The sequence below is a fragment of the Bradyrhizobium sp. G127 genome (assembly GCF_021502575.1).
In the GTDB taxonomy this organism is placed as follows: domain Bacteria; phylum Pseudomonadota; class Alphaproteobacteria; order Rhizobiales; family Xanthobacteraceae; genus Afipia.
Genome location: NZ_JAKFGN010000001.1, coordinates 1,564,273 through 1,584,849, shown reverse-complemented (window position 1 = coordinate 1,584,849; position 20,577 = coordinate 1,564,273). Strand labels below are relative to the sequence as shown.

Genomic DNA, 20,577 nt, shown 5'->3' with positions numbered 1-20,577 from the left:
AACGCTCATTAATACAGCATGCCCAGTGTGCGCGGCAGCCAGAGCGAAATCTCAGGCACAAACGTGACGACGCCAAGGAAGATCAGCATGGTCAGCAACCACGGCCACACCGCGATGGTGAGTTCTGTGATTCCCATCTTGGCAATACCGGAGGCGACATAAAGATTGAGCCCCACCGGCGGATGGCACATGCCCACTTCCATGTTGACCACCATCAGGATGCCGAGATGTACCGGGTGGATGCCGAGCTTCACAGCGATCGGAAACAGGATCGGCGCCGTGATGAGCACGATCGAGCTTGCTTCCATCACATTACCCGCTATCAGCAGCAGGACGTTGACGAAGATCAGGAACGTGACCCAGTTGACGCCCTTGTCCAGCATCCACGCCGTCAGTTGCTGCGGGATCTGCTCGCTGGTCATCAGGAACGAGAACAGCACCGCATTGGTGATGATGTAGAGAATCATCGCGCTCATGCTGGCTGATCCGAGCAGCACGCGCGGCACATCCTTCAGCGTCAGATCCTTGTAGACGAACACCGCGATGAAGAACGCATAGACCGCGCTCATGGCGGCGGCTTCAGTCGGCGTGAACAAGCCGCGATAGATCCCGCCCAGCACGATAACGATCAGCAGCAGACCCCAGATGCACTCGCGGAACGCCCTGAAGCGCTCGCCCCACGACGCACGCGGCAGGCGCGGATAGTCGAACTTCCATGCACGGTAGACCGTGGTCAGGCCAAGCAGTGTCGCCAGCATGATGCCGGGAATGACGCCCGCCATGAACAACTGGCCGACCGATGCCGACGTCACGCGTTCGCCGCCCGGGCCCAGCGCCACGCTGCCTCCGGTTGCTACCGCATAGATCACCATCACGATGGAAGGCGGAATCAGGATGCCGAGCGCACCGGATGTGGTGATGACGCCCGCGCCGAACCGCTTCGGAAATCCCTGCGCCACCATCGCCGGAAGCAGGATAGAGCCGATGGCGATCACGGTCGCCGGCGACGAGCCGGAGATCGCCGCGAACAGTGCACAGGCCATGACGCCGGCGAGGCCCAATCCGCCGTACCAGTGGCCAACCATCGAGGTCGCGAAATTGATCATGCGTTTGGCGACGCCGCCGTGGGTCAGGAAATTCCCGGCGAGAATGAAGAACGGGATCGCCATGATCTCGAAGTTCTCGATGCCGGTGAACAGCTTCAGCGCCACCGCCTCGATCGGAACCTGCGTGAGGAAGAAGAGAAACGTTAGCACGGTAAGGCCGAGCGCGATCGAGATCGGCATACCGGTCAGCATGAGCGCGATGAGAAGGGCGAAGATAAACAGGGTTGTCATCGAACGCCCTCCGGCGTCGGGCCAACCGCAGTATCGACTTCGATGCCCTCAACATGCGTGTGATCGTGGTGCGGCAGGTCGCCGGTTCTCCAGTAAGCCCAGGCGACCTGGAGAAACCGAAAACACATCAAGTAGGAGCCGAGCGGAATGCAGAGGTAAACAATCCAGCTTGGCAGTTCGAGATCGGGCGATGTCTGATCGGTCGCCGAAAGACCGATCACGAAACTCGCGCCCATGGTGCCGATAATTCCGGTGAACAGCGCGCCACAGAGCAGACCGAACAGGATCGTCGCCCTGCGCCAGCGCTCGCTCAGCGCCAGGACCAGAACGTCGACACCAACATGGATGCCGGTGCGCACGCCATAGGCCGCGCCGAATTTCGCCATCCACACGAACATGTAGATGCAAAGCTCCTGCGCCCAGGACAGATGAATGCCGGCGAGGAATGTGTAAATCTGCGGCGCGCCGGGCCAGGTGCGATGGGTCACGACAAAGTCGGTCGTGTAGCGATGAGCGACCGCGATGAAAATCACGATCGTCGCCGCGGCGATCAGCGTCGCTATCAGGGTTTCCTCGAGACGATCGAGGATGCGCAAAAATAATTTCAAGTCCCGTCCCCACCCCGGCCGCGTTTTGCGCGGTTCGCTATTCAGTTGACGCCCGGCTTGATCCTACCAGACGAAAGTGGTCCGGAACGATCCGGACCACTCATGATCTTCTCACCAGACCGTTTCAGTTGGTCTTGGCGTTGGCTTCCTTCTGAAACGCCGCGATCAGGTCCTTGCCGACCCGCGACGCCATGTCCTGCGTCACCGGCTCGAGCGCCTTCACCCATTCGGCTTTCTCAGCGGGGGTCAATTCATAGAAGGTCGTGGTGCCGGCCTTCTTCATGGCCACGATGGCGTCGTCGTTTTCCTTCTGCGAAATGCTGTTGGCAAATTCGGTCGCCTCGGCCATCGCTTTTTCAACCTGCGGCCTCACGTCCGCTGGCAGACCGTCCCAGAACTTCTTGTTCACGATCACCGCGTAGCCGATGTAACCGTGGTTAGAGATGGTCATGTGCTTCTGCACTTCATGCATCTTCTGGGTGTAGCAGTTCGACGGCGTATTCTCGTTGCCGTCGACGACGCCGGTCTGCATCGCCTGATAGACTTCGGAGAACGCCAGCACCTGCGGAATCGCGCCGAGCGCGCGCATCTCGGCTTCCAGCACCTTGGACGACTGAATGCGCATCTTCAGGCCCTGGAAGTCGGCGACCTTGTGCATCGGCTTGTTGGACGACATGATCTTGAAGCCGTTGTCCCAATAGGCGAGGCCCTTGATCCCCTTCGGTTCAAGTTTCGCGAGAAGGCTTTGGCCGATCGGCCCCTTGGTGACGCGGCCAAGCGCTGCCTTGTCCGGAAGGATGAAGGGCAGATCGAACACCTCGAACTCCTTGACGCCCAGCGGACCGAACTTGGCCAGCGACGGAGCCAGCATCTGCACGGCACCGAGCTGAAGCGCTTCGACCTCTTCCTTATCCTTGTAGAGTTGCGAGTTCGGATAGACCTCAACCTTCACCTTGCCGTTGGTGTATTTCTCGGCGAGTTCTTTGAACTTGTCGGCACCCTGCCCCTTCGGTGTATTCGGCGCGACGACATGGCTGAACTTGATGACGATCGGCGACTGAGCCGTCGCAGGACCGACCAGCGCGAACGCCGCAACCGAGGCCGCAGCCAGAATGAATTTTTTCATGTTTCCTCCCGAAATATTGTTGGGAGCCGCAGTAATGAGGGCTCCGCATTCCTGACCAGACCGGATCATCGCAGAACTGCGCGGTCAAGACCATTGAGCGTTAGCAGGGGTTGCAGCACCACGATTGCTGCAACGCAAAACGCGACACACCAGAAGGTGCGCCGCGCTCTGGCTGACGACAGATGCAGAAGCAATCAGTGACCGGCGGCGGCCACTGGCATGTCGCGCTGCTTCTTCATGACGATCTTGTTCAGAGCACTAAGATACGCCTTGGCCGACGCCACCAGCGTATCGGGATCGGCCGCCCGCGCCGTGACCGAACGGCCGTCCTGTGACAGCCGCACCGAAACCTCAGCCTGCGCGTCGGTACCCGCCGTGACAGCGTGGACCTGATAGAGCTCCAGCTTCGCTTCGTTCGGCACCAATGACTTGATGCAGTTGAACGTCGCATCCACCGGACCGTTGCCCTCGGCTTCCTCAATGCGGACCTGGCCGTCGATATCAAGCTTCATGGTCGCCCGCTGCGGGCCGTGGGTTCCGGCAATCACCGTGAGCGACACCAGATGAATCCGGTCGTGCGAATGGGCAATCTCCTGATCGACCAGCGCCTCGATGTCCTCGTCGTAAATATCCTTCTTGCGGTCGGCCAGCGCCTTGAAGCGCACGAAGGCGTCTTCCAACTGGTTCTGCGCGAGCTTGTAGCCCATCTCCTCCAGCTTGTGGATGAAGGCGTGACGGCCGGAATGCTTGCCCATCACCAGCGAGGTCTGCTTCACGCCGACCGTTTCCGGCAGCATGATCTCATAGGTCTGCGCGTTCTTGAGCATGCCGTCCTGATGGATGCCGCTCTCGTGCGCGAATGCGTTGCGGCCGACAATGGCCTTGTTGTACTGCACCGGGAAGGAGGTCGCCGCAGCCACAACCTTCGACGCCCGCGTCAGCATCGTGGTGTCGATCTTGTTCCAGTACGGCAGCTTGTCGTTGCGCACCTTCATCGCCATCACGACTTCTTCCAGCGCGGCATTGCCCGCGCGCTCGCCGATGCCGTTGATGGTGCACTCGATCTGCCGCGCACCCGCGCGCACGCCAGCCAGCGAGTTCGCAACCGCCATGCCGAGGTCATTGTGGCAATGAACGGAGAACACGGCCTTGTCGGCGTTCGGCACGTTCTCGCGCACGCGCTTGAAGAGGTCGTAATATTCTTCCGGCACGCTGTAACCCACAGTGTCCGGGATGTTGATGGTGGTGGCGCCGGCCTTGATGGCCGATTCCACGCAGCGGCACAGGAAATCGAACTCGGTGCGGGTGCCGTCCTCCGACGACCATTCGACGTCGTCGGTGTGGTTGCGCGCGCGGGTGACCTGCGAGATCACCAGATCATGCACCGCCTCCGGCTCCATCTGCAGCTTGTACTTCATGTGCACCGGCGAGGTGGACAGGAAGGTGTGGATGCGGCCGCGCTTCGCCGGGCGGATCGCTTCGGCGCAGCGGTCGATGTCCTTGTGAGCGGCCCGCGACAGACCGCAGACCACCGCGTTTTTGGTACGTTTGGCGATTTCGCGGACGGCTTCGAAGTCGCCGTCGGACGCAATCGGGAAACCGGCCTCGATGATGTCGACGCCCATGGTGTCGAGCAGATGGGCGACTTCAAGCTTTTCCTCGAAGGTCATAGTCGCGCCTGGGCATTGTTCGCCGTCGCGCAGGGTGGTGTCGAATATGACGACGCGGTCCTTGTCGGACTGGGTTTGGCTGGTCATCGGGATCATCCTTCGGTCAAGTGCGCCGCTTCAGGGCGCTCGGGTTTCGGTGCTGTCCTCGAACCCCTGAGTGCCCAGGCGCAAATGCCCAGACGGCCCTCAGGGGCAGATAAGAAGCAGAAGCCCGCCAAGAAGGGAGGATGTGAAAGCATCCGGAATCGCATCGAAACCAGCAGCTTGCGCCGCCGTTTCCTGCTGTCCCTGAATGTCGCCGCGAATCATCATCCATTCCCCGAAAAGCGCATGATCAGCCCAAACCGTTGACGGATGGTTGCCGACGCGCCTCGTGGGGCCGTTCTAGACGACAAATGCAAGGCCCCGCAATGCCAAAGATTGGTCAGGAGGCCTGCCCTATGGCGGATCAAGCCCCCTGGACGGGCATATATTCTTACTGTTGGCCCTGCTGGAAACGGGCGGGGGAACCTAAAGTTTCGGTTGGGCGCGTAACCTGCCATCGGGGCCTAGCAGAGCCTGCCGCAGATCCCGCACAGTCGTCGTGATTTTCTTCCATCCGCAGGCCAAAGCATCGTTTTTGCAGACTGCGCTTTTACGACCGCCTACGCGACCGGCAACAGGCTGTTTTGCCGGGGCTTTTGATTCAGCCGTCTTTTGATCAGTGATTGGTCTGATTTGACTGTTGATCGCGGCGATCGCCTGCCCTGCGTCCACGGCATCGATGGAAGTTTCCCGGCTGGTTTCCAGATAGGTCAGATACTCTTGATCCATCCGCTTCAATTCTTGCTGCGTCGGATTTGGACCGGCAATGTCAAAGTGACGATTTTGCGTGAAATCAAAATACGTGTAGCCGCCACCCGCTTTGCGGCGGCCTGTGAACTTGAAATCGCATTCGGAAATTATTTTCGCCTTGGCATCTTGCGATAGACCAGGCTGCTCCGCGCTCTGGGAACACTCCTCAAAATCTTTCGGAGTATAAAGCTTCCACCATTGGGCATATGACGGCCTCGACGCGACGCCGAGACAGATCAAGAGAATCAACAATCCAAATGCTCGCAGATTGCCCAACAACGCCATCCTCGCCCGCTTGCATTGTATTTCCTGCAAAACCCGGGTGCAACAGACGATGTAAGACCTGTGAATTGCGCGAGAATATCGGCGCCTATTTGTCCTCCAATTAGACGTTCTGCTCAGCTCTCGTCTTGCTCTTTCAATTTGGATACGCGGACCGCATCGCGCCCCTCCTTCTCCAGCGCCGCCTTTGCCTTCTTCACGTTGCCGGTGTCGCTCTTGTCCACCTCGGGGAAGCGCAGATCGAGCTTTTCCATTGCGCTGACGATCGTCGAGCTGATCACCACCCGCGCGAACCATTTGTGATCGGCCGGCACCACATGCCACGGCGCATGCTTTGCCGAGGTATTGCGGATCAGATCCTGATAGGCCGCATGATACTTGTCCCACAGTTTGCGCTCGGCGATATCGCCCAGTGAGAACTTCCAGTTCTTCGACGGGTCGTCGAGACGCTCAAGAAAGCGCTGGCGCTGTTCTTCCTTCGAGACATTGAGAAAGAACTTCAGGATCAGCGTGCCGTTGCGGGCGAGATATTTCTCGAATGCCGTAATATCCTCGAAGCGTTCGCGCCAGATATCTTTGGTCACCAGTTCCGGCGGAATCCGCTGCTGCGCCAGAATCTCGGGATGCACCCGGACCACCAGCAATTCTTCATAATAGGAACGGTTGAAGATGCCGATGCGTCCGCGCTCCGGCAAGCTGACGGAGGAGCGCCACATGAAATCGTGGTCGAGCTCCTTCGACGTCGGCTGCTTGAACGAGAACACCTGACAGCCCTGCGGATTGATCCCCGACATGACATGCTCGACCGCGCTGTCCTTTCCCGAGGCGTCCATGCCCTGAAAGATCAGCAGCACGGACCAGCGGTCGTGGGCGTAAAGCTTTTCCTGCAATTCGTGCAACCGTCCGCGATTGGCCTCGATGATCTTGTTCGCGGCCTCCTTGTCGAGATCGCCTTTCTCGCCAGGCTTGTGCGACTTGAGATGAAACTCCTTCGATCCGTCGATGCGAAACGGCTCCACATAGGATCTCAACTGCTTCGCTTGCTGCTGCTGCGATGTCTTGCCGCTCTTCGCCATGATGTGGACGCTCCCGTTGATCGCGGGAAGCTACACTCCGGCGCGTCACTTCGCTAGAGCGCGCCCTCAATACAGCAAGCCGTCGACAGGTCCATGCCGATAGTTCATCATAATGGAATGACCAGCGCCGCGCCCTCCATCGCCTATGAAAACGTCGGCAAGAGCTTCGAGCAAGGCCGCGCCAAAGCTCTCGATGATGTATCGCTGCGTGTCGCCGCCGGTGAATTTCTCGCCGTGGTCGGCGGTTCCGGCTCCGGCAAGACCACACTGCTGCAGCTGGCCAATCGCCTGATCGCGCCCGACAGCGGCACCGTGCGTGTCCATGGTGATGACGTGCGCAACATCGACCCGATCAGGCTGCGCCGGAGCATCGGCTACGTCTTCCAGAGCGGCGGACTGTTTCCGCACATGACGGTCGCGGGCAATATCGGCATCACGCCGCGGCTGCTCAGCACCCCTTCGCAGGAGATTTCCGCGCGGGTCGATGAACTGATCGATCTGGTGCGGCTGGAGCGCCGCCATCGCGACCGGTTTCCGCACGAACTCTCCGGCGGCCAGCGCCAGCGCGTCGGCGTGGCGCGGGCGCTGGCGGCGAAGCCGAAGATCGTGCTGATGGACGAGCCTTTCGGCGCGCTCGATCCGATCACCCGCGACGCCCTCGGCGAGGACTACCGCGCGCTGCATCGAAGCCTCGGTCTGACCACGGTCATGATCACCCACGACATGGCGGAAGCATTGCTGCTGGCGGATCGTGTCGCCGTGATGCACGGCGGGCGTTTGATCGCGCAAGGTTCGGCGCAGGAACTCTCGAAAAGCACCGACGCCTATGTCGGCGAACTGCTCAACACCCCGCGGCGGCAGGCGGAACGGTTGCGGCAATTGCTGCCGATGGATGACGCATGAATTTCGTCTCCGATCCGCGCTGGAGCGATGCGCTGACCCGCCTGCCCGACTATCTCGGCAATCATGTCCGCGTGAGTCTCACCGCGCTGGCGCTCGGTCTCGTCATTAGCTTTCCGCTGGCCTTGATCGTGCGGCGAAAGCCGGTGCTGCGCGACATCGTGCTCGGCATCGCCAGTATCGTGCAGACGGTGCCGGGCCTCGCGTTGCTGGCGCTGTTCTATCCGCTGCTTCTGGCGCTGGCCGGATTGTCGGTGCAATGGTTCGGCACCGGCTTCTCAGCGTTCGGCTTCCTGCCGGCCGTGCTGGCTCTCGCGCTCTACAGCATGCTTCCCGTCCTGCGGAACACCATCACCGGATTGCAGGGCATCGATCCCGCGATCATGGAGGCCGCCGAAGGCGTCGGCATGACGGCGCGGCAGTCTCTGCTGATGGTCGAGTTTCCGCTGGCGCTGCCGGTCATCATGGCAGGCATCAGGACGGCGGCCGTCTGGGTGATCGGCACCGCGACGCTGTCGACACCGATCGGCCAGACCAGCCTCGGCAATTATATCTTCGCCGGTTTGCAGACGCAGAACTGGGTGTTCGTGCTGTTCGGCTGCGCCGCTGCGGCCGCACTAGCGCTCGCGGTCGACCAACTGCTGGCCCTGATCGAGACCGGCGTGCGACGGCACAGCCGCACTCGCATCGTTCTCGGTTGCCTCGGGCTCGTTGCGCTGATCGCGGCGACGCTGATGCCGTTCATGGCCCGCGCCAAGACAAGCTATGTCGTCGGCGCCAAGACCTTTACCGAACAATACATCCTGTCGTCGCTGATCGCCCAGCGATTGCAGGCGGCGGGGCTATCCGCCAGCCCGCGCGAAGGCCTCGGCTCCGCCGTGATCTTCGAGGCGCTTGCCGCCAACGACATCGATGTCTATGTCGATTATTCCGGGACGCTGTGGGTCAGCCAGTTCAAGCGCGAGATCGAGCCGCGCGCCAAGCTGCTCGACGGCCTGAAGACAACACTGAAAGACAAATACCGGATCACCCTGCTCGGCGAACTCGGCTTCGAGAATGCCTACGCTCTGGTGATGCCGCGCAAGCGGGCCGAAGCGCTGGGCATCCGCACCATCGCCGATCTCGCGCGGCTTGCCGGCTCGATGTCGATTGCAGGCGATTACGAATTCTTCTCCCGCCCCGAGTGGGCGTCAATCAGGCAGGCCTACGACCTGTCCTTCCGCCAGCAGCGGCAGATGCAGCCGGACTTCATGTATGCAGCGGTCGCTTCCGGCGAGGTCGACGTCATCGCGGGCTACACCAGTGACAGGCTGATCGCGAAATACGATCTAGTTGTGCTGGAGGATACGAAAACGGCGATCCCGCCCTACGACGCTGTCGTTCTGATCGCACCGAAGCGCGCCGATGATGCAAAGCTGCGCGAGGCGTTGCAGCCGATGCTCGGCAGCATCAACATCGCGACGATGCGCGCGGCCAACCTGCGCGCCGCCGACAATGACAGCGCGAGTTCGCCGGACGCGGTGGCGCGGTGGCTGTGGGAGAAAATCGGAAAGCGCTAAAGATTCTTCACGAAACCGGCGTCGATCAGCAGGCGGTTGAAGCGCCTGACTTCGGCGCCGTCCTTGCAGGCATAGAATGCGCCCCGGCAGCGGAGCATGATCTTCTTCTGCTCGGCGAAGGTCGGATCGAGAGGAATGCGTGCCGCCTCCTGAATCGCGATCGGCAGATAGGCGGCGTCCAGCGTCTCCAGCGCCGATGACATGTCCGGCTTGTAGTTCAGCGCCTCGATCGCGTAGTAGGTTTTGTAATAGCGTGGATCGTGGGTCATGATGCGGTCGGCCAGCTTCGCCTGCGGCAGTTTTGGCTCAATCAGTTTCTGCGAGATCGCCGGCTGATGGTCGCCGAACCGCACCAGCAGGAACGGCTCGTCCGGGTGATCGGCCTTCAGCCGCTCCACGAAGCTGGTGTAATCCGCGACCGTCATCGCCTGACGTCGGATGTACTCGTCAACCTCCGGCGTGTTGCCGGGCGCGGTCCATCCTGCGGGCGTCAGGTCCGGCCGGTAGCTCGTTGTCCATGGGAAATGATTGGCCGTGAGATACACGAACATGAACATCGGCTGTTCGGCCTTCTTCTCGCGCGCGATCAGTTGCAACGCCTGATCGAAATAGAACCTGTCGGGCTGCATGTCCTCGCTGACACCCATGCCGGCCATGTCGATGAAGTTGCCGATCCCGGCGGAGGTCTGGAAGCTGCGGGCGCTTAGAAAATCACCATAGGTCGGATACAGCGAGAACGTGCGGTAGCCGCAGCGCTCCAGAGCCTGCGGCAACCCGCGCGAAATCTTCCCCGCCGCGATCCGCGTCACGTAGAACTTAAGCGCGCCGAACGACCGCGCCGACAGGCCGGTGAGTACGTTGAACTCGGTGTACCAGGTGGGTCCGCCGGCGGATTCCGCCACAAACGAACGCTGCCGCCCGTCGCCGGACTTGAAGAAGTCGCGGTAATTCTCCGGCACCTTGATCCCGGGCGCGGCGCTGATGTCAAAGCTCGATTCATCCAGCACCATGACGATGTTCGGCCGCTTCTTGCCCGGCTCGCATTGCGCCAGCGGCGTGGCCTGGGCCGATCCGATCAAATTTGGAGGATCGGCCTCGATCCAGCCCGTCGAGGTCAGATGCGACACCGATACCACGCCGGACCGCGCGAGATTGGAGATGTGGTTGACGCCCTGGAACGGTTCCCATGGCTGTTCCGGATAGGCAACCGACAGCGCGGCGATTAGAGCGACGCAAGCGGCCGCGCCGGATGCAGACACCTTGCGGCGAATCCGGAACGGGTCCGCCCGCCAGATCAGCCACATCACCGGCACGCCGACGGCGGCAAACACGATGGCCTGCGACTTGAGCTGCGGGAAGATCGAATGCAGGAACGAAAACGTGTCGCGGTCGATAATGAGAAAATCCAGAAACGTCAGCGTGAGCTGCGTGATCCCGTACTTGAACTGCGACAGCGTGATCAGGATCACGACCAGAGCCAGCGACAGCGCAGCCGCAATGCCCGGGCGGCGCAGCACGATCAGCCACATGAAATTCAGCAGCGCCCATGTCAGCAGCGCCACCGTATTTGCGAACGGGCCGTATTCGACCGAGGCCAGCACATAAACCGCGGTGAGATGCATTGCCGCGATCAGCACGACACGCAAGCGCCACAGCCGCCCGCTCTCGCCAAGACGCTTCAACAAAAGGCGAAGTCTGCCGGGATCCTGGATCGATGTCGCGGCGAGTGACATGACGCGGCCCGTTATGACGAGACGCAGCGGCCGCGCGGTGCGGCACTTGCGGAAAACGATATGAACGGCGGCAACATGGCCTTTGACGCGAACACACCCGGCTCTGACGCCTTGCTGGAGATGACCAGGAGGCAACCGCGCGGCCGGCAACCGCAACGTGTCACAAAACTGTAACGAAACCGTCACGCCGCCGCAAGCGATGCGGCTGCGGCATATTTTTCTTGGTGAATTCGGCGTTCAGAGAACGTTCAGGACGGGCCAAAAAGCAGGGCCGGCCCCCTCGCGGCGGCCGGCCCACAACAGCTTAAAAGCAGGAAATCAGTTCTTGGTCTTGTCGACCAGGGCGCCCTTCTTGATCCACGGCATCATGTCGCGCAGCTTGGCGCCGACGGCCTCGATCTCGTGCGCATTGGCGCGCGCGCGGGTCGCCTTGAAGGAGGCCTGGTTGACCTTGTTTTCCAGCATCCAGTCGCGGGTGAACTTGCCGGACTGAATGTCGTTCAGGACGCGCTTCATCTCGGCCTTGGTCTCGGCGGTGATGATGCGCGGGCCGGTGACGTATTCGCCGTATTCGGCGGTGTTGGAGATCGAGTAGTTCATGTTGGCGATGCCGCCTTCATAGATCAGGTCGACGATCAGCTTCAGTTCGTGCAGGCACTCGAAGTAGGCCATCTCCGGCGCGTAGCCGGCTTCCACCAGCGTCTCGTAGCCGGCGCGGATCAATTCGACGGTGCCGCCGCAAAGCACGGCCTGTTCGCCGAACAGGTCGGTCTCGCACTCTTCCTTGAAGGTCGTCTCGATGATGCCGGCACGGCCGCCACCAATCGCCGACGCATAGGACAGGCCGAGGTCATGGGCGTTGCCGGATGAGTCCTTGCTGATCGCAATCAGGCAGGGCACGCCGCCGCCGCGCTGATATTCCGAACGCACGGTGTGGCCGGGGCCCTTCGGCGCGACCATCAGCACGTCGAGATCGGCACGCGGGTCGATCAGGTTGAAGTGCACATTGAGGCCGTGAGCGAACAGCAGCGCCGCGCCTTGCTTCATGTTGTCGTGCAGATGATCGCGATAGATGTCGCCCTGTAATTCGTCGGGCGTCAGCATCATCATGACGTCGGCCCACTTGGCGGCCTCGGCAACTTCCATCACCTTGAAGCCTGCGGCTTCGGCCTTCTTGGCCGTCGCGGAACCTTTGCGGAGCGCGATCGCGACATCCTTGACGCCGGAGTCCTTCAGGTTCAGCGCGTGGGCATGGCCCTGGCTGCCGTAACCGATGATGACAACCTTCTTACCCTTGATCAGGTTCAGGTCGGCATCGCGATCGTAATAAACACGCATTTTCGTTTTCCTTCTCAGGCGGCCCCGATTGGCCAGTTCAATCATTTTCTAGATGATTCAGGTCTACCGGACCCGGATGAATTGCCGCCGGTTTCTAGGGCGGCTGGTGCCGCGAGACAAGCCCGCGATCTCCATTTCTGCAGTGCAGCGCGGCGGTTACTCCTTCAGAACGGGGTAAAGCGAAGCCAGCAAAAGCACGGCCATGACGATGTTGAAGATGCGGACCGAGCGGGGCGACTTCACCAGCGGCTGCAACGAGGTGCCGAGCAGCACCCAGGTCAGTGACGAGCCCAGCCCGATTACGAACAAGAGGACCGACAGCGTCGCGATGTTCAGCGGATAGGCGGCAATGGCTGCATATGCGGTGACCGCGCCGACCGCAATCACCCAGCCCTTGACGTTGACCCACTGGAACATGGCGGCGCCGAGGAACGTCATCGGCCTCCCCTCGCCTTCATCACCGGCGTCGGAAGGTCCTGACATCGCGATCACGATGGCGAGATAGACCAGATAGGCCGCACCGGCGTATTTCAGGATGGTGTGCAGCACGGGATAGGCCGCGAACACCGCACCAAGACCTAATCCGATCACGGCCACCAGAAACGAGAACCCGATAGTGACGCCGGCGACATGCGGCAGCGTCCGCCGGAATCCGTAGTTCAGCCCCGACGCCATCAGCATGATGTTGTTCGGCCCCGGCGTGAACAGCGTCGCGGCGGCGAAGACGATGAACGCAATGGCAAGTTGCTGCGAGATCATGATGCTATCTTCGGCACGGCGCGGGTGCGGCCAAGCAGCAGCATCACCGCGATGCCCGCAACGACGATCATCATGCCGCCAAGACGCATTGGCCCGAACGTCTCGCCGAACACGATCGACGACGAGAGTGCAGCCGTGAACGGCACCAGCAGCGCGAACGGCACCACCTGCGCGGCGGTGTAGTTGCGGAGCAGATGCCCCCACGCTCCGTAGGCTGCGCTCGTCGAGACGATACCCAGGAAGAGGATGCAGGCGATGCCTGCCCAGGACACATTGAGCAGCGAATGCATGGCAGGCCCCGCCCCTTCTGTGGCGAATGCAAGCACCAGCAACGGCAATGGTGGAACGATGCTGAGCCACGCCGTCAGATCGAACATCTTCACATCGCCAGTGCGGCGAAGCAGCAGGTTGCCGATGGCAAAAGCCACCGGCGAAACCATGCTCAGGGCGAAAGTCTGGACACTGAAGTCGTAACCGACCGTACCGCAAATCATTGTGAGCCCGACCATCGCGATCCCCAGACCAATGATCTGCGCGCGCGTCGGCCATTCGCCGAGAACGAACGCCGCAAGGGCTACCGTGAACAACGCCTGCATCTGGACGATAACGCTCATCAGTCCCGGTGGCACGCCATGCGCGAGCCCGTAGTTCTGCGCAAGGAACTGGGCCAGGAACAGCGAGAGGCCGATCGCGATCAAAAGCGACCATGCGATTTTAGGTTTTGGCACGAATAGACACGGGATCGCCGCCACCACGAAACGAAGCGCGCAGATCATCGCCGGAGAAAGCTCCCGCAGGCCGATCTTGCTCACGACGAATGCGAGACCCCAGATCACCGCGACCCCGGTAGCAAGAGCAATATCGCTGGGCTTCATGTCGATTCAATCAGCACGCCGAACTCACATCCCGTCCGAACCGCGAGAGATGGCGGCAACACCGGTGCGCGACACTTCGACAAGCCCGAGCGGCACCATAAGATTGACGAACTGATCGATCTTCGAGGTGCCGCCTGTGATCTCGAACACGAAGCTCTCATTGGTGGCGTCGATGACGCGCGCCCGGAACGCCTCCGCGAGCCGCATCGCCTCGATGCGCTGGTCGCCGGTGCTCTTGACCTTGACCATTGCCAGTTCGCGCTCGATGGAGCGGCTGGTCAGCGTCATGTCCACCACGCGATAAACGGGGATCATGCGATCGAGCTGATGCTTGATCTGCTGGATCACCATCGGCGTTCCGGTCGTGACAATGGTGATGCGCGACATGTGCTTGGCGTGCTCGGTTTCCGACACCGTGAGACTGTCGATGTTGTAACCGCGGCCGGAAAACAGGCCGATCACGCGCGCCAGCACGCCAGGTTCGTTCTGCACAAGCACCGATAGGGTGTGGGTCTCGTTCGGATCGTGACGCTCCTCCATGAAGTAGGCGGATGCGGGCTGTTCCATTGCTTCTGCTTTCATGATCACACCAGCGCCTTGCCGCCGGCGAACGCCGCCGCGGTTGCTTCATCGTTCGCTTCCGCAGGAAGCAGCATTTCATTATGCGCCTTGCCCGACGGGATCATCGGGAAGCAATTCTCCAGCGCCGCGACACGGCAATCGAACAGCACCGGCTTCCTCACCTTGATCATTTCATTGATCGCGCCGTCGAGATCGCCGGGCTTGATGACCTGAAGACCGATGCAGCCGAACGCATCGGCCAGCTTGACGAAATCCGGCAGCGCCTCGGAGTAGGAATGCGACAGCCGGTTGCCGTGCAGCAATTGCTGCCACTGGCGCACCATGCCCATGTACTGGTTGTTCAGGATGAATATCTTGATCGGCAGTTCGTACTGAACCGCCGTCGACATCTCCTGCATGGTCATCTGCACCGAGGCGTCGCCCGCGATGTCGATCACGAGACTGTCCGGATGCGCCACCTGCACGCCGAGCGCGGCCGGGAGGCCGTAGCCCATGGTGCCGAGACCGCCCGACGTCATCCAGCGGTGCGGCTGGTCGAAGCCGAAGAACTGCGCCGCCCACATCTGATGCTGGCCGACTTCCGTCGTGATGTAGGTGTCGTGGCCCTTCGTCAGTTCGAACAGGCGCTGAATCGCATACTGCGGAAGAATGATGTCGTCGTTCTTCTTGTAAGCCAGCGAATTGCGCGAGCGCCAGCGGCCGATCTCGAACCACCACGGATCGATCTTCGGCTTCTGCGCTTCCGCCTTGAACACGGTGAGGATATCGCCAAGCACATTGGCGACGTCGCCGATGATTGGCACGTCGACGCGGATGTTCTTGTTGATCGACGACGGATCGATGTCGATGTGGATCTTCTTCGAGTTCGGCGAGAACGCATCGGTGCGGCCGGTGATGCGATCATCGAAACGCGCGCCGACGCAGAGCATGACGTCGCAGTCGTGCATCGCCATGTTGGCTTCGTAGGTGCCGTGCATGCCCAGCATGCCAAGCCAGTTCTTGCCCGACGCCGGATAGGCGCCGAGGCCCATTAGGGTGGAGGTGATCGGAAAGCCGGTGATCTCCACCAGTTCACGCAGCAGCTTGGAGGCTTCCGCGCCGGAATTGATCACACCGCCGCCGCTGTAGATCACTGGGCGCTTGGCCGACGCCATCAGGGCCACGGCCCTGCGGATCTGCGCGGCATCGCCCTTCACGCGGGGGTTGTATGAAATGTGCACGTCCGACTTGCGCGGCGGATGATAGGTGCCGGTGGCGAATTGCACATCTTTCGGCACATCCACCACCACGGGACCGGGACGGCCGGTGGTCGCGACATAGAACGCCTCATGCAGCACCTTGGCCAGATCGTTGACGTCGCGCACCAGCCAGTTGTGCTTGGTGCAGGGCCTCGTGATGCCGACGGTGTCGCATTCCTGGAACGCGTCATTGCCGATCAGATGCGTCGGCACCTGCCCGGTGATGCAGACCAGCGGAATCGAATCCATCAGCGCGTCGGTCAGTGGCGTCACCATGTTGGTCGCGCCGGGACCCGACGTCACCAGCACCACGCCCGGCTGGCCGGTGGAGCGCGCATAGCCCTCCGCGGCGTGGCCGGCACCCTGCTCGTGGCGCACCAGAATATGCTCGACGTCGCTCTGCTGGAAAATCTCGTCATAGATCGGAAGCACCGCCCCGCCTGGATAGCCGAAGATGTGCTTGACCCCGTGATCGGCAAGCGCGCGCACGATCATCGCCGCGCCGGTCATCTGGTTGGGATCGTGGGCCTTGCTGTCGCTCATGGTTCGCTCCGGGGCGCTTGTCACGCAGATCTAGTCGAAGTGTTGGGTCAGGGTCAGAAAACAAAAAAGGGCCCGAGAGGACCCTTCGCACACCGCTTTGTCGTGGGTAGCAGTCAGCTACCCCCAGCGGTGCGCCAGGGTACGACGGTAATAAGGAGGTTGGTAACTTTATTGCGCATAATCGGGCTACGAGTTTCCAAAGGTTGCGCGGGTTATACGGCTCCGATGCCGAAAGTCAAGCCTATGCCGGTTTTCCGAGACTAACCGGTTCCGCCGCTTTCAGCGAGAGCGAAAGTGCATGGGTGAGCCACGCCCACGCGGCGTCGGGCGCGACCCATTCGAACTCCGGCAACTGGTGCCTGAACCAGGTGAACTGCCGCTTGGCGTAATGCCGGGTGTCGGTCTGGCCGATCTCGGCCGCCTCTTCCAGCGTGATCTCGCCCGCCAGATGGCGGATCAGCGCCGGCACGCCATGCGCCTTCATCGCCGGCAGCATCGGATCGAGCTTGCGCGCCGCCAGCACTGCGACCTCTTCCAATGCGCCATTTTCAAGCATGGCCTCAAACCGGGCATTGATGCGCGCATAAAGTTCCTTTCGATCCGGCGCGAGGAACAATGCCCTGACGCCTTCCGGCTCCAGCAACGGCGGCAGTCCATCACGGTGCCAGTCCGGCAATGCGCGCCCGGTCGCCTCGATGACCTCCAGCGCCCGCGCGACACGCGCGCTATCGCGCGGCTTGAGCTTTTCGCCCGATACAGGATCGCGCCGGGCCAGTTCGGCGTGCAGCGCTTCCACGCCATCGCGTTCGAGCCGCGCACGAACATCGTCGCGCACCTCCTGCGGGATCGGCGGCACCGCCGACAATCCGCGCGTCAGCGCCTTGAAGTAGAGACCCGTACCACCGATGAAAATCGGCAGCCGGTTTGCCGCCCTCGCCTCGGCCAGCACCAAAGCCGCATCCGCGACCCACGAGCCCGCCGAACAATTCACCGCAGCATCGCAATAGCCGTACAGCCGGTGCGGCGCGCGCGCCACCTCGTCCGGCGTCGGCCGCGCAGTCAGCACACGCAGGTCGCGATAGACCTGCATCGAGTCGGTATTGATGACAATCCCGCCGGTCACTTCTGCAAGAGCCAGCGCCAGCGCCGACTTGCCGCTGGCCGTCGGCCCTGCGATAAGCACCGCCTGCATCCGCTTCACGTCATTGTCCAACATCGAGCCGTCATGTCTCTTGTCGCTACGCTGATCTGCAACCCCGCCGAGCCAGAACTCGACTCCACCGCGATCGACGCCGCGCGTTCCGCGCTGCCGTCGCCGGAGCACGCCGACTGGCTGTTCGAAGGCATTGCCGCCGACATCCGCTTTAGCAGCAACGACGACATTCGCACAATTTCGGATCGCCTGCGCGAGGCGATGGATGGCATTCGCGTCGATGTCGTGGTGCAGCCATATCTCGACCGGCGCAAGAAGCTGCTGCTCGCGGACATGGACTCCACCATGATCGGCCAAGAGTGTATCGACGAACTGGCCGATTTCGCAGGCCTCAAGGCGCATGTCGCCGCGATCACCGAGCGCGCGATGCGCGGCGAGGTGGAATTCGAGCCGGCGCTGCGCGAGCGCGTGGCGCTGCTCAGGAATCTGCCCGTCACCGTGGTGGATGAAGTCCTCAAGAGCCGCATCACGCTGACGCCGGGCGGACCTGAACTGGTCCGCACCATGCGGGCGCACGGCGCCTACACCTGTCTCGTCTCGGGCGGCTTTACGCTGTTCACGAAAGCCGTCGCCGCAATGATCGGGTTTCAGGAGAACCGCGCCAACACATTATTGGTCGAAGACGGCAAACTGACGGGGAAAGTTGCCGAGCCCATCCTGGGGCGCGAAGCAAAACTCGCCACACTGTTCGACCTGCGGGAATCCTTCGACCTCGACAATCTGGATGCGCTGGTGGTCGGCGACGGCGCCAACGATCTCGGCATGATCGAGAAGGCGGGCCTCGGCGTCGCCTATCACGCCAAGCCGGCGGTCGCCGCCGCGGCCGGCGCACGGATCGATCACGGCGATCTCACAGCCTTGCTCTATGCGCAGGGCTATCGGCGCGATGAGTTCGCGGCGTAACGCTTACGCGTCGTCCCCGCCTTCGCGGGGACAACATTTCATGTGAAGCGGATTTCGCTAACCGAGCCGCCTACTTCACCGCCAGCGCGACGAACCGCACTTCGCCATCGCCGTTCGACACCAGAAGCAGCACGGACTTCTTGCCGTCCTTCTTCAACTGGTCGATGCGCTTCTTGACGTCGGCCGCGTTGGTCACCGCTTCCTGCGCAACCTCGACGATGACGTCGCCGGCGCTGAGGCGCTTCTCGGCCGCATCGGAACCGGTCTCGACGCCGGTGACGATCACGCCCTTGACACTGTCCTTGATCTTGTAGCGCGTGCGCAGATCCTTGCTGAGACCGGCAAGATCGAGCCCCAGCGCCTTCTGCGTCACCGGTTTCTCGGCCTCAACCGGGGCCGTGGTCTTGGCGGACGCCTCGACCGGCTTTTCGCCGTCGTCGAGACGGCCGAGCGTGACCTTGCGGGTTTCTTCCTTGCCCTTGCGGATGATCACGACATCCACCGCCTTGCCGACCGGCGAGTCTGCGACGGCGCGGGGAAGATCTTTCATCTCCTTGATGTCCTTGCCGTCGAACTTCACGACCACGTCGCCGGGTTCGATGCCGGCGGGCCTGGCCGGGCCCTTGTCGTCAACGCCTGCGATCAGCGCGCCGCGCACCGGCTTAATGTTGAGGCTTTCACCGATTTCATCCGTCACCTGCTGGATACGGACGCCGAGCCAGCCGCGCCGCACTTCCTTGAACTGGCGCAGCTGATCGACCACCGCCATCACGGTCTTGGATGGCACCGCGAAACCGATACCGATGGAACCGCCCGACGGCGAGATGATCGCGGTGTTCACGCCGATGACTTCGCCGTCGAGATTGAACAGCGGGCCGCCGGAGTTGCCGCGATTGATCGCCGCATCGGTCTGGATGTAGTTGTCGTACGGGCCGGAGTTGATGTCGCGGTTGCGCGCCGAGACGATGCCGGCCGTCACCGTGCCGCCAAGGCTGAACGGATTGCCGATGGCGATCACCCATTCGCCGAGGCGCACGTTGTCAGAATTGCCGAACTTCACGGCCGTGATCTTCTTTTCGGGGGGCGTGAACTTCAGGACGGCAAGATCGCTCTTCTTGTCCTTGCCGATCACCTCGGCCCTGATCTTGGTTCCGTCGTTCAGAATGACGTTCACCTCGTCGGCATCGGCGATGACGTGATTGTTGGTCACCACGGTGCCGTCGGTATCGATGATAAAGCCGGAGCCGAGCGAGTTGACCTTGCGCGGCGAGTTGCCGCCGCCAGGACCGCCACGCCGGTTCTTGAAGAACTCGTCGAAGAATTCGCTAAACGGTGAGTCAGGCGGCAGTTGCGGAGTGGCCCCGCGTCTGTTGCCGCGATTGTCGCCGCCCTTGTCACTGTCGTTATCGTCGCCCTTCTTGGCCTCGACGGTCTGCGACGTGGAAATGTTAACCACCGCGTCGATCACCTTCTCCGCGACGTCGGCGATGCCGTCCGGTCCGCGCGCCAGCGCCGGCGTCGCAACGAGGGCGAAGCCGACAATCGCGGCCAGCGGCAACACACGGCGGCTCAATGCTTGGAACGCATCGGACATGGTCGAAAACTCTCCTGAAAAGGACCGGATCATGAGGCTCTAATGTGCGCCCGAAAAGGAGGCGTGCGCAAGCACCGCCAACTGGCGTGTTTCCAGCGATCAACGCACCGATTGCGGCGAAAACCCGGCTTTATCCGTCACAACGGCGTCAGACCGGCGCATAATTCCAGCCGTCCTTTTAGCAGAAGAGAAGCTAGTGGCGCACCAGCCAGATCAGGATCAGCCCGACCACCGCGGAGGTCAGGCCGACCGCGCGCAGGATGTTGTCCGGCGAAGACAGCGCACTTTTCATCGCCGAACGCATCCAGTTCGGAATCGCCGTAAACAGCAATCCCTCCAGCACCAGCACCATTCCGACTCCAACCAGGAGATCGCCGTATCCAATCGACCTCATGCGACAACGGCTC

Annotated in this window: 19 protein-coding genes; 3 read left to right on the top strand and 16 right to left on the bottom strand. The window is 61.7% G+C overall.

Annotated elements, in window-relative coordinates; all coding sequences use genetic code 11:
* Window positions 1-8: 8 nt before the first annotated feature.
* The 7 genes from LVY71_RS07650 to LVY71_RS07625 form a co-directional block, all read right to left on the bottom strand.
* Window positions 9-1,337, bottom strand: coding sequence for a TRAP transporter large permease (locus tag LVY71_RS07650; protein WP_235099203.1), 1,329 nt, complete (start codon window positions 1,335-1,337; stop codon window positions 9-11).
* Window positions 1,334-1,945, bottom strand: a complete 612-nt coding sequence (locus LVY71_RS07645; protein ID WP_235099202.1) for a TRAP transporter small permease — start codon at window positions 1,943-1,945, stop codon at window positions 1,334-1,336. Before LVY71_RS07645 ends, LVY71_RS07650 begins: the two co-directional genes overlap by 4 nt.
* Window positions 1,946-2,069: 124 nt before the next feature.
* Complete coding sequence (locus tag LVY71_RS07640) at window positions 2,070-3,071, bottom strand: TRAP transporter substrate-binding protein (RefSeq protein WP_235099201.1); 1,002 nt, start codon at window positions 3,069-3,071, stop codon at window positions 2,070-2,072.
* 194 nt (window positions 3,072-3,265) lie between these two features.
* The gene (locus LVY71_RS07635; protein WP_235099200.1) at window positions 3,266-4,828 is read right to left on the bottom strand and encodes a 2-isopropylmalate synthase; all 1,563 of its coding nucleotides are present in this window, start codon (window positions 4,826-4,828) and stop codon (window positions 3,266-3,268) included.
* Between the two features lie 99 nt (window positions 4,829-4,927).
* On the bottom strand, window positions 4,928-5,050 hold the full coding sequence (locus tag LVY71_RS22865) for a hypothetical protein (protein WP_283842511.1): 123 nt from the start codon (window positions 5,048-5,050) through the stop codon (window positions 4,928-4,930).
* Window positions 5,051-5,251: 201 nt separating this feature from the next.
* Window positions 5,252-5,860 (bottom strand): hypothetical protein, encoded by a 609-nt coding sequence (locus LVY71_RS07630; protein ID WP_235099199.1) that lies wholly within the window; start codon window positions 5,858-5,860, stop codon window positions 5,252-5,254.
* Between the two features lie 113 nt (window positions 5,861-5,973).
* On the bottom strand, window positions 5,974-6,933 hold the full coding sequence (locus tag LVY71_RS07625; protein WP_235099198.1) for a polyphosphate kinase 2 family protein: 960 nt from the start codon (window positions 6,931-6,933) through the stop codon (window positions 5,974-5,976).
* A 117-nt stretch (window positions 6,934-7,050) separates the two neighbouring features.
* On the opposite strand from LVY71_RS07625, the gene LVY71_RS07620 reads away from it, so the two are divergent.
* The gene (locus LVY71_RS07620; protein ID WP_235099197.1) at window positions 7,051-7,836 is read left to right on the top strand and encodes an ATP-binding cassette domain-containing protein; all 786 of its coding nucleotides are present in this window, start codon (window positions 7,051-7,053) and stop codon (window positions 7,834-7,836) included.
* On the top strand, window positions 7,833-9,392 hold the full coding sequence (locus tag LVY71_RS07615; RefSeq protein ID WP_235099196.1) for an ABC transporter permease/substrate-binding protein: 1,560 nt from the start codon (window positions 7,833-7,835) through the stop codon (window positions 9,390-9,392). The genes LVY71_RS07620 and LVY71_RS07615 overlap by 4 nt, the downstream gene beginning before the upstream one ends.
* Here the strand turns inward: LVY71_RS07615 and LVY71_RS07610 are convergent.
* The 7 genes from LVY71_RS07610 to miaA all read right to left on the bottom strand — a co-directional run bounded on the left by LVY71_RS07610 (window position 9,389) and on the right by miaA (window position 17,676).
* Complete coding sequence (locus LVY71_RS07610) at window positions 9,389-11,125, bottom strand: sulfatase-like hydrolase/transferase (protein WP_235099195.1); 1,737 nt, start codon at window positions 11,123-11,125, stop codon at window positions 9,389-9,391. The two genes, LVY71_RS07615 and LVY71_RS07610, sit on opposite strands and share 4 nt — an antisense overlap.
* 318 nt (window positions 11,126-11,443) lie before the next feature.
* Window positions 11,444-12,463 (bottom strand): ketol-acid reductoisomerase, encoded by a 1,020-nt coding sequence (gene ilvC, locus LVY71_RS07605; protein WP_235099194.1) that lies wholly within the window; start codon window positions 12,461-12,463, stop codon window positions 11,444-11,446.
* 156 nt (window positions 12,464-12,619) lie between these two features.
* Entirely contained in the window at window positions 12,620-13,222 is a 603-nt protein-coding gene (locus LVY71_RS07600) for a LysE family translocator (protein ID WP_235099193.1), read from the bottom strand.
* Window positions 13,219-14,097: an EamA family transporter gene (locus LVY71_RS07595; protein ID WP_235099192.1), complete on the bottom strand. Its 879-nt coding sequence runs from the start codon at window positions 14,095-14,097 to the stop codon at window positions 13,219-13,221. The genes LVY71_RS07600 and LVY71_RS07595 overlap by 4 nt, the downstream gene beginning before the upstream one ends.
* Before the next feature lie 24 nt (window positions 14,098-14,121).
* Complete coding sequence (ilvN, locus tag LVY71_RS07590; RefSeq protein WP_235100047.1) at window positions 14,122-14,664, bottom strand: acetolactate synthase small subunit; 543 nt, start codon at window positions 14,662-14,664, stop codon at window positions 14,122-14,124.
* A 17-nt stretch (window positions 14,665-14,681) separates the two neighbouring features.
* Window positions 14,682-16,460 (bottom strand): acetolactate synthase 3 large subunit, encoded by a 1,779-nt coding sequence (locus LVY71_RS07585; RefSeq protein WP_235099191.1) that lies wholly within the window; start codon window positions 16,458-16,460, stop codon window positions 14,682-14,684.
* Window positions 16,461-16,701: 241 nt separating this feature from the next.
* Window positions 16,702-17,676: a tRNA (adenosine(37)-N6)-dimethylallyltransferase MiaA gene (gene miaA, locus LVY71_RS07580; RefSeq protein WP_235099190.1), complete on the bottom strand. Its 975-nt coding sequence runs from the start codon at window positions 17,674-17,676 to the stop codon at window positions 16,702-16,704.
* 9 nt (window positions 17,677-17,685) lie between these two features.
* On the opposite strand from miaA, the gene serB reads away from it, so the two are divergent.
* Window positions 17,686-18,576 (top strand): phosphoserine phosphatase SerB, encoded by an 891-nt coding sequence (serB, locus tag LVY71_RS07575; RefSeq protein WP_235099189.1) that lies wholly within the window; start codon window positions 17,686-17,688, stop codon window positions 18,574-18,576.
* Window positions 18,577-18,646: 70 nt separating this feature from the next.
* Here serB and LVY71_RS07570 read toward each other — a convergent pair whose 3' ends face one another.
* Both LVY71_RS07570 and LVY71_RS07565 read right to left on the bottom strand, forming a co-directional pair.
* Window positions 18,647-20,170: a Do family serine endopeptidase gene (locus LVY71_RS07570; protein ID WP_235099188.1), complete on the bottom strand. Its 1,524-nt coding sequence runs from the start codon at window positions 20,168-20,170 to the stop codon at window positions 18,647-18,649.
* Between the two features lie 193 nt (window positions 20,171-20,363).
* On the bottom strand, window positions 20,364-20,564 hold the full coding sequence (locus LVY71_RS07565; RefSeq protein ID WP_235099187.1) for a DUF2065 domain-containing protein: 201 nt from the start codon (window positions 20,562-20,564) through the stop codon (window positions 20,364-20,366).
* Window positions 20,565-20,577: the final 13 nt, after the last annotated feature.

Bases quoted from the DNA above. Each gene is read 5' to 3' on its own strand.
- LVY71_RS07640 (WP_235099201.1), bottom strand. From the start codon at position 3,071: ATGAAAAAATTCATTCTGGCTGCGGCCTCGGTTGCGGCGTTCGCGCTG.
- LVY71_RS07635 (WP_235099200.1), bottom strand. From the start codon at position 4,828: ATGACCAGCCAAACCCAGTCCGACAAGGACCGCGTCGTCATATTCGAC.
- LVY71_RS07610 (WP_235099195.1), bottom strand. From the start codon at position 11,125: ATGTCACTCGCCGCGACATCGATCCAGGATCCCGGCAGACTTCGCCTT.
- serB (WP_235099189.1), top strand. From the start codon at position 17,686: ATGTCTCTTGTCGCTACGCTGATCTGCAACCCCGCCGAGCCAGAACTC.
- LVY71_RS07630 (WP_235099199.1), bottom strand. From the start codon at position 5,860: ATGGCGTTGTTGGGCAATCTGCGAGCATTTGGATTGTTGATTCTCTTG.
- LVY71_RS07615 (WP_235099196.1), top strand. From the start codon at position 7,833: ATGAATTTCGTCTCCGATCCGCGCTGGAGCGATGCGCTGACCCGCCTG.
- ilvC (WP_235099194.1), bottom strand. From the start codon at position 12,463: ATGCGTGTTTATTACGATCGCGATGCCGACCTGAACCTGATCAAGGGT.
- LVY71_RS22865 (WP_283842511.1), bottom strand. From the start codon at position 5,050: ATGATTCGCGGCGACATTCAGGGACAGCAGGAAACGGCGGCGCAAGCT.
- LVY71_RS07620 (WP_235099197.1), top strand. From the start codon at position 7,051: ATGACCAGCGCCGCGCCCTCCATCGCCTATGAAAACGTCGGCAAGAGC.
- LVY71_RS07565 (WP_235099187.1), bottom strand. From the start codon at position 20,564: ATGAGGTCGATTGGATACGGCGATCTCCTGGTTGGAGTCGGAATGGTG.
- LVY71_RS07650 (WP_235099203.1), bottom strand. From the start codon at position 1,337: ATGACAACCCTGTTTATCTTCGCCCTTCTCATCGCGCTCATGCTGACC.
- miaA (WP_235099190.1), bottom strand. From the start codon at position 17,676: ATGTTGGACAATGACGTGAAGCGGATGCAGGCGGTGCTTATCGCAGGG.
- LVY71_RS07625 (WP_235099198.1), bottom strand. From the start codon at position 6,933: ATGGCGAAGAGCGGCAAGACATCGCAGCAGCAGCAAGCGAAGCAGTTG.
- ilvN (WP_235100047.1), bottom strand. From the start codon at position 14,664: ATGGAACAGCCCGCATCCGCCTACTTCATGGAGGAGCGTCACGATCCG.
- LVY71_RS07585 (WP_235099191.1), bottom strand. From the start codon at position 16,460: ATGAGCGACAGCAAGGCCCACGATCCCAACCAGATGACCGGCGCGGCG.
- LVY71_RS07595 (WP_235099192.1), bottom strand. From the start codon at position 14,097: ATGAAGCCCAGCGATATTGCTCTTGCTACCGGGGTCGCGGTGATCTGG.
- LVY71_RS07570 (WP_235099188.1), bottom strand. From the start codon at position 20,170: ATGTCCGATGCGTTCCAAGCATTGAGCCGCCGTGTGTTGCCGCTGGCC.
- LVY71_RS07600 (WP_235099193.1), bottom strand. From the start codon at position 13,222: ATGATCTCGCAGCAACTTGCCATTGCGTTCATCGTCTTCGCCGCCGCG.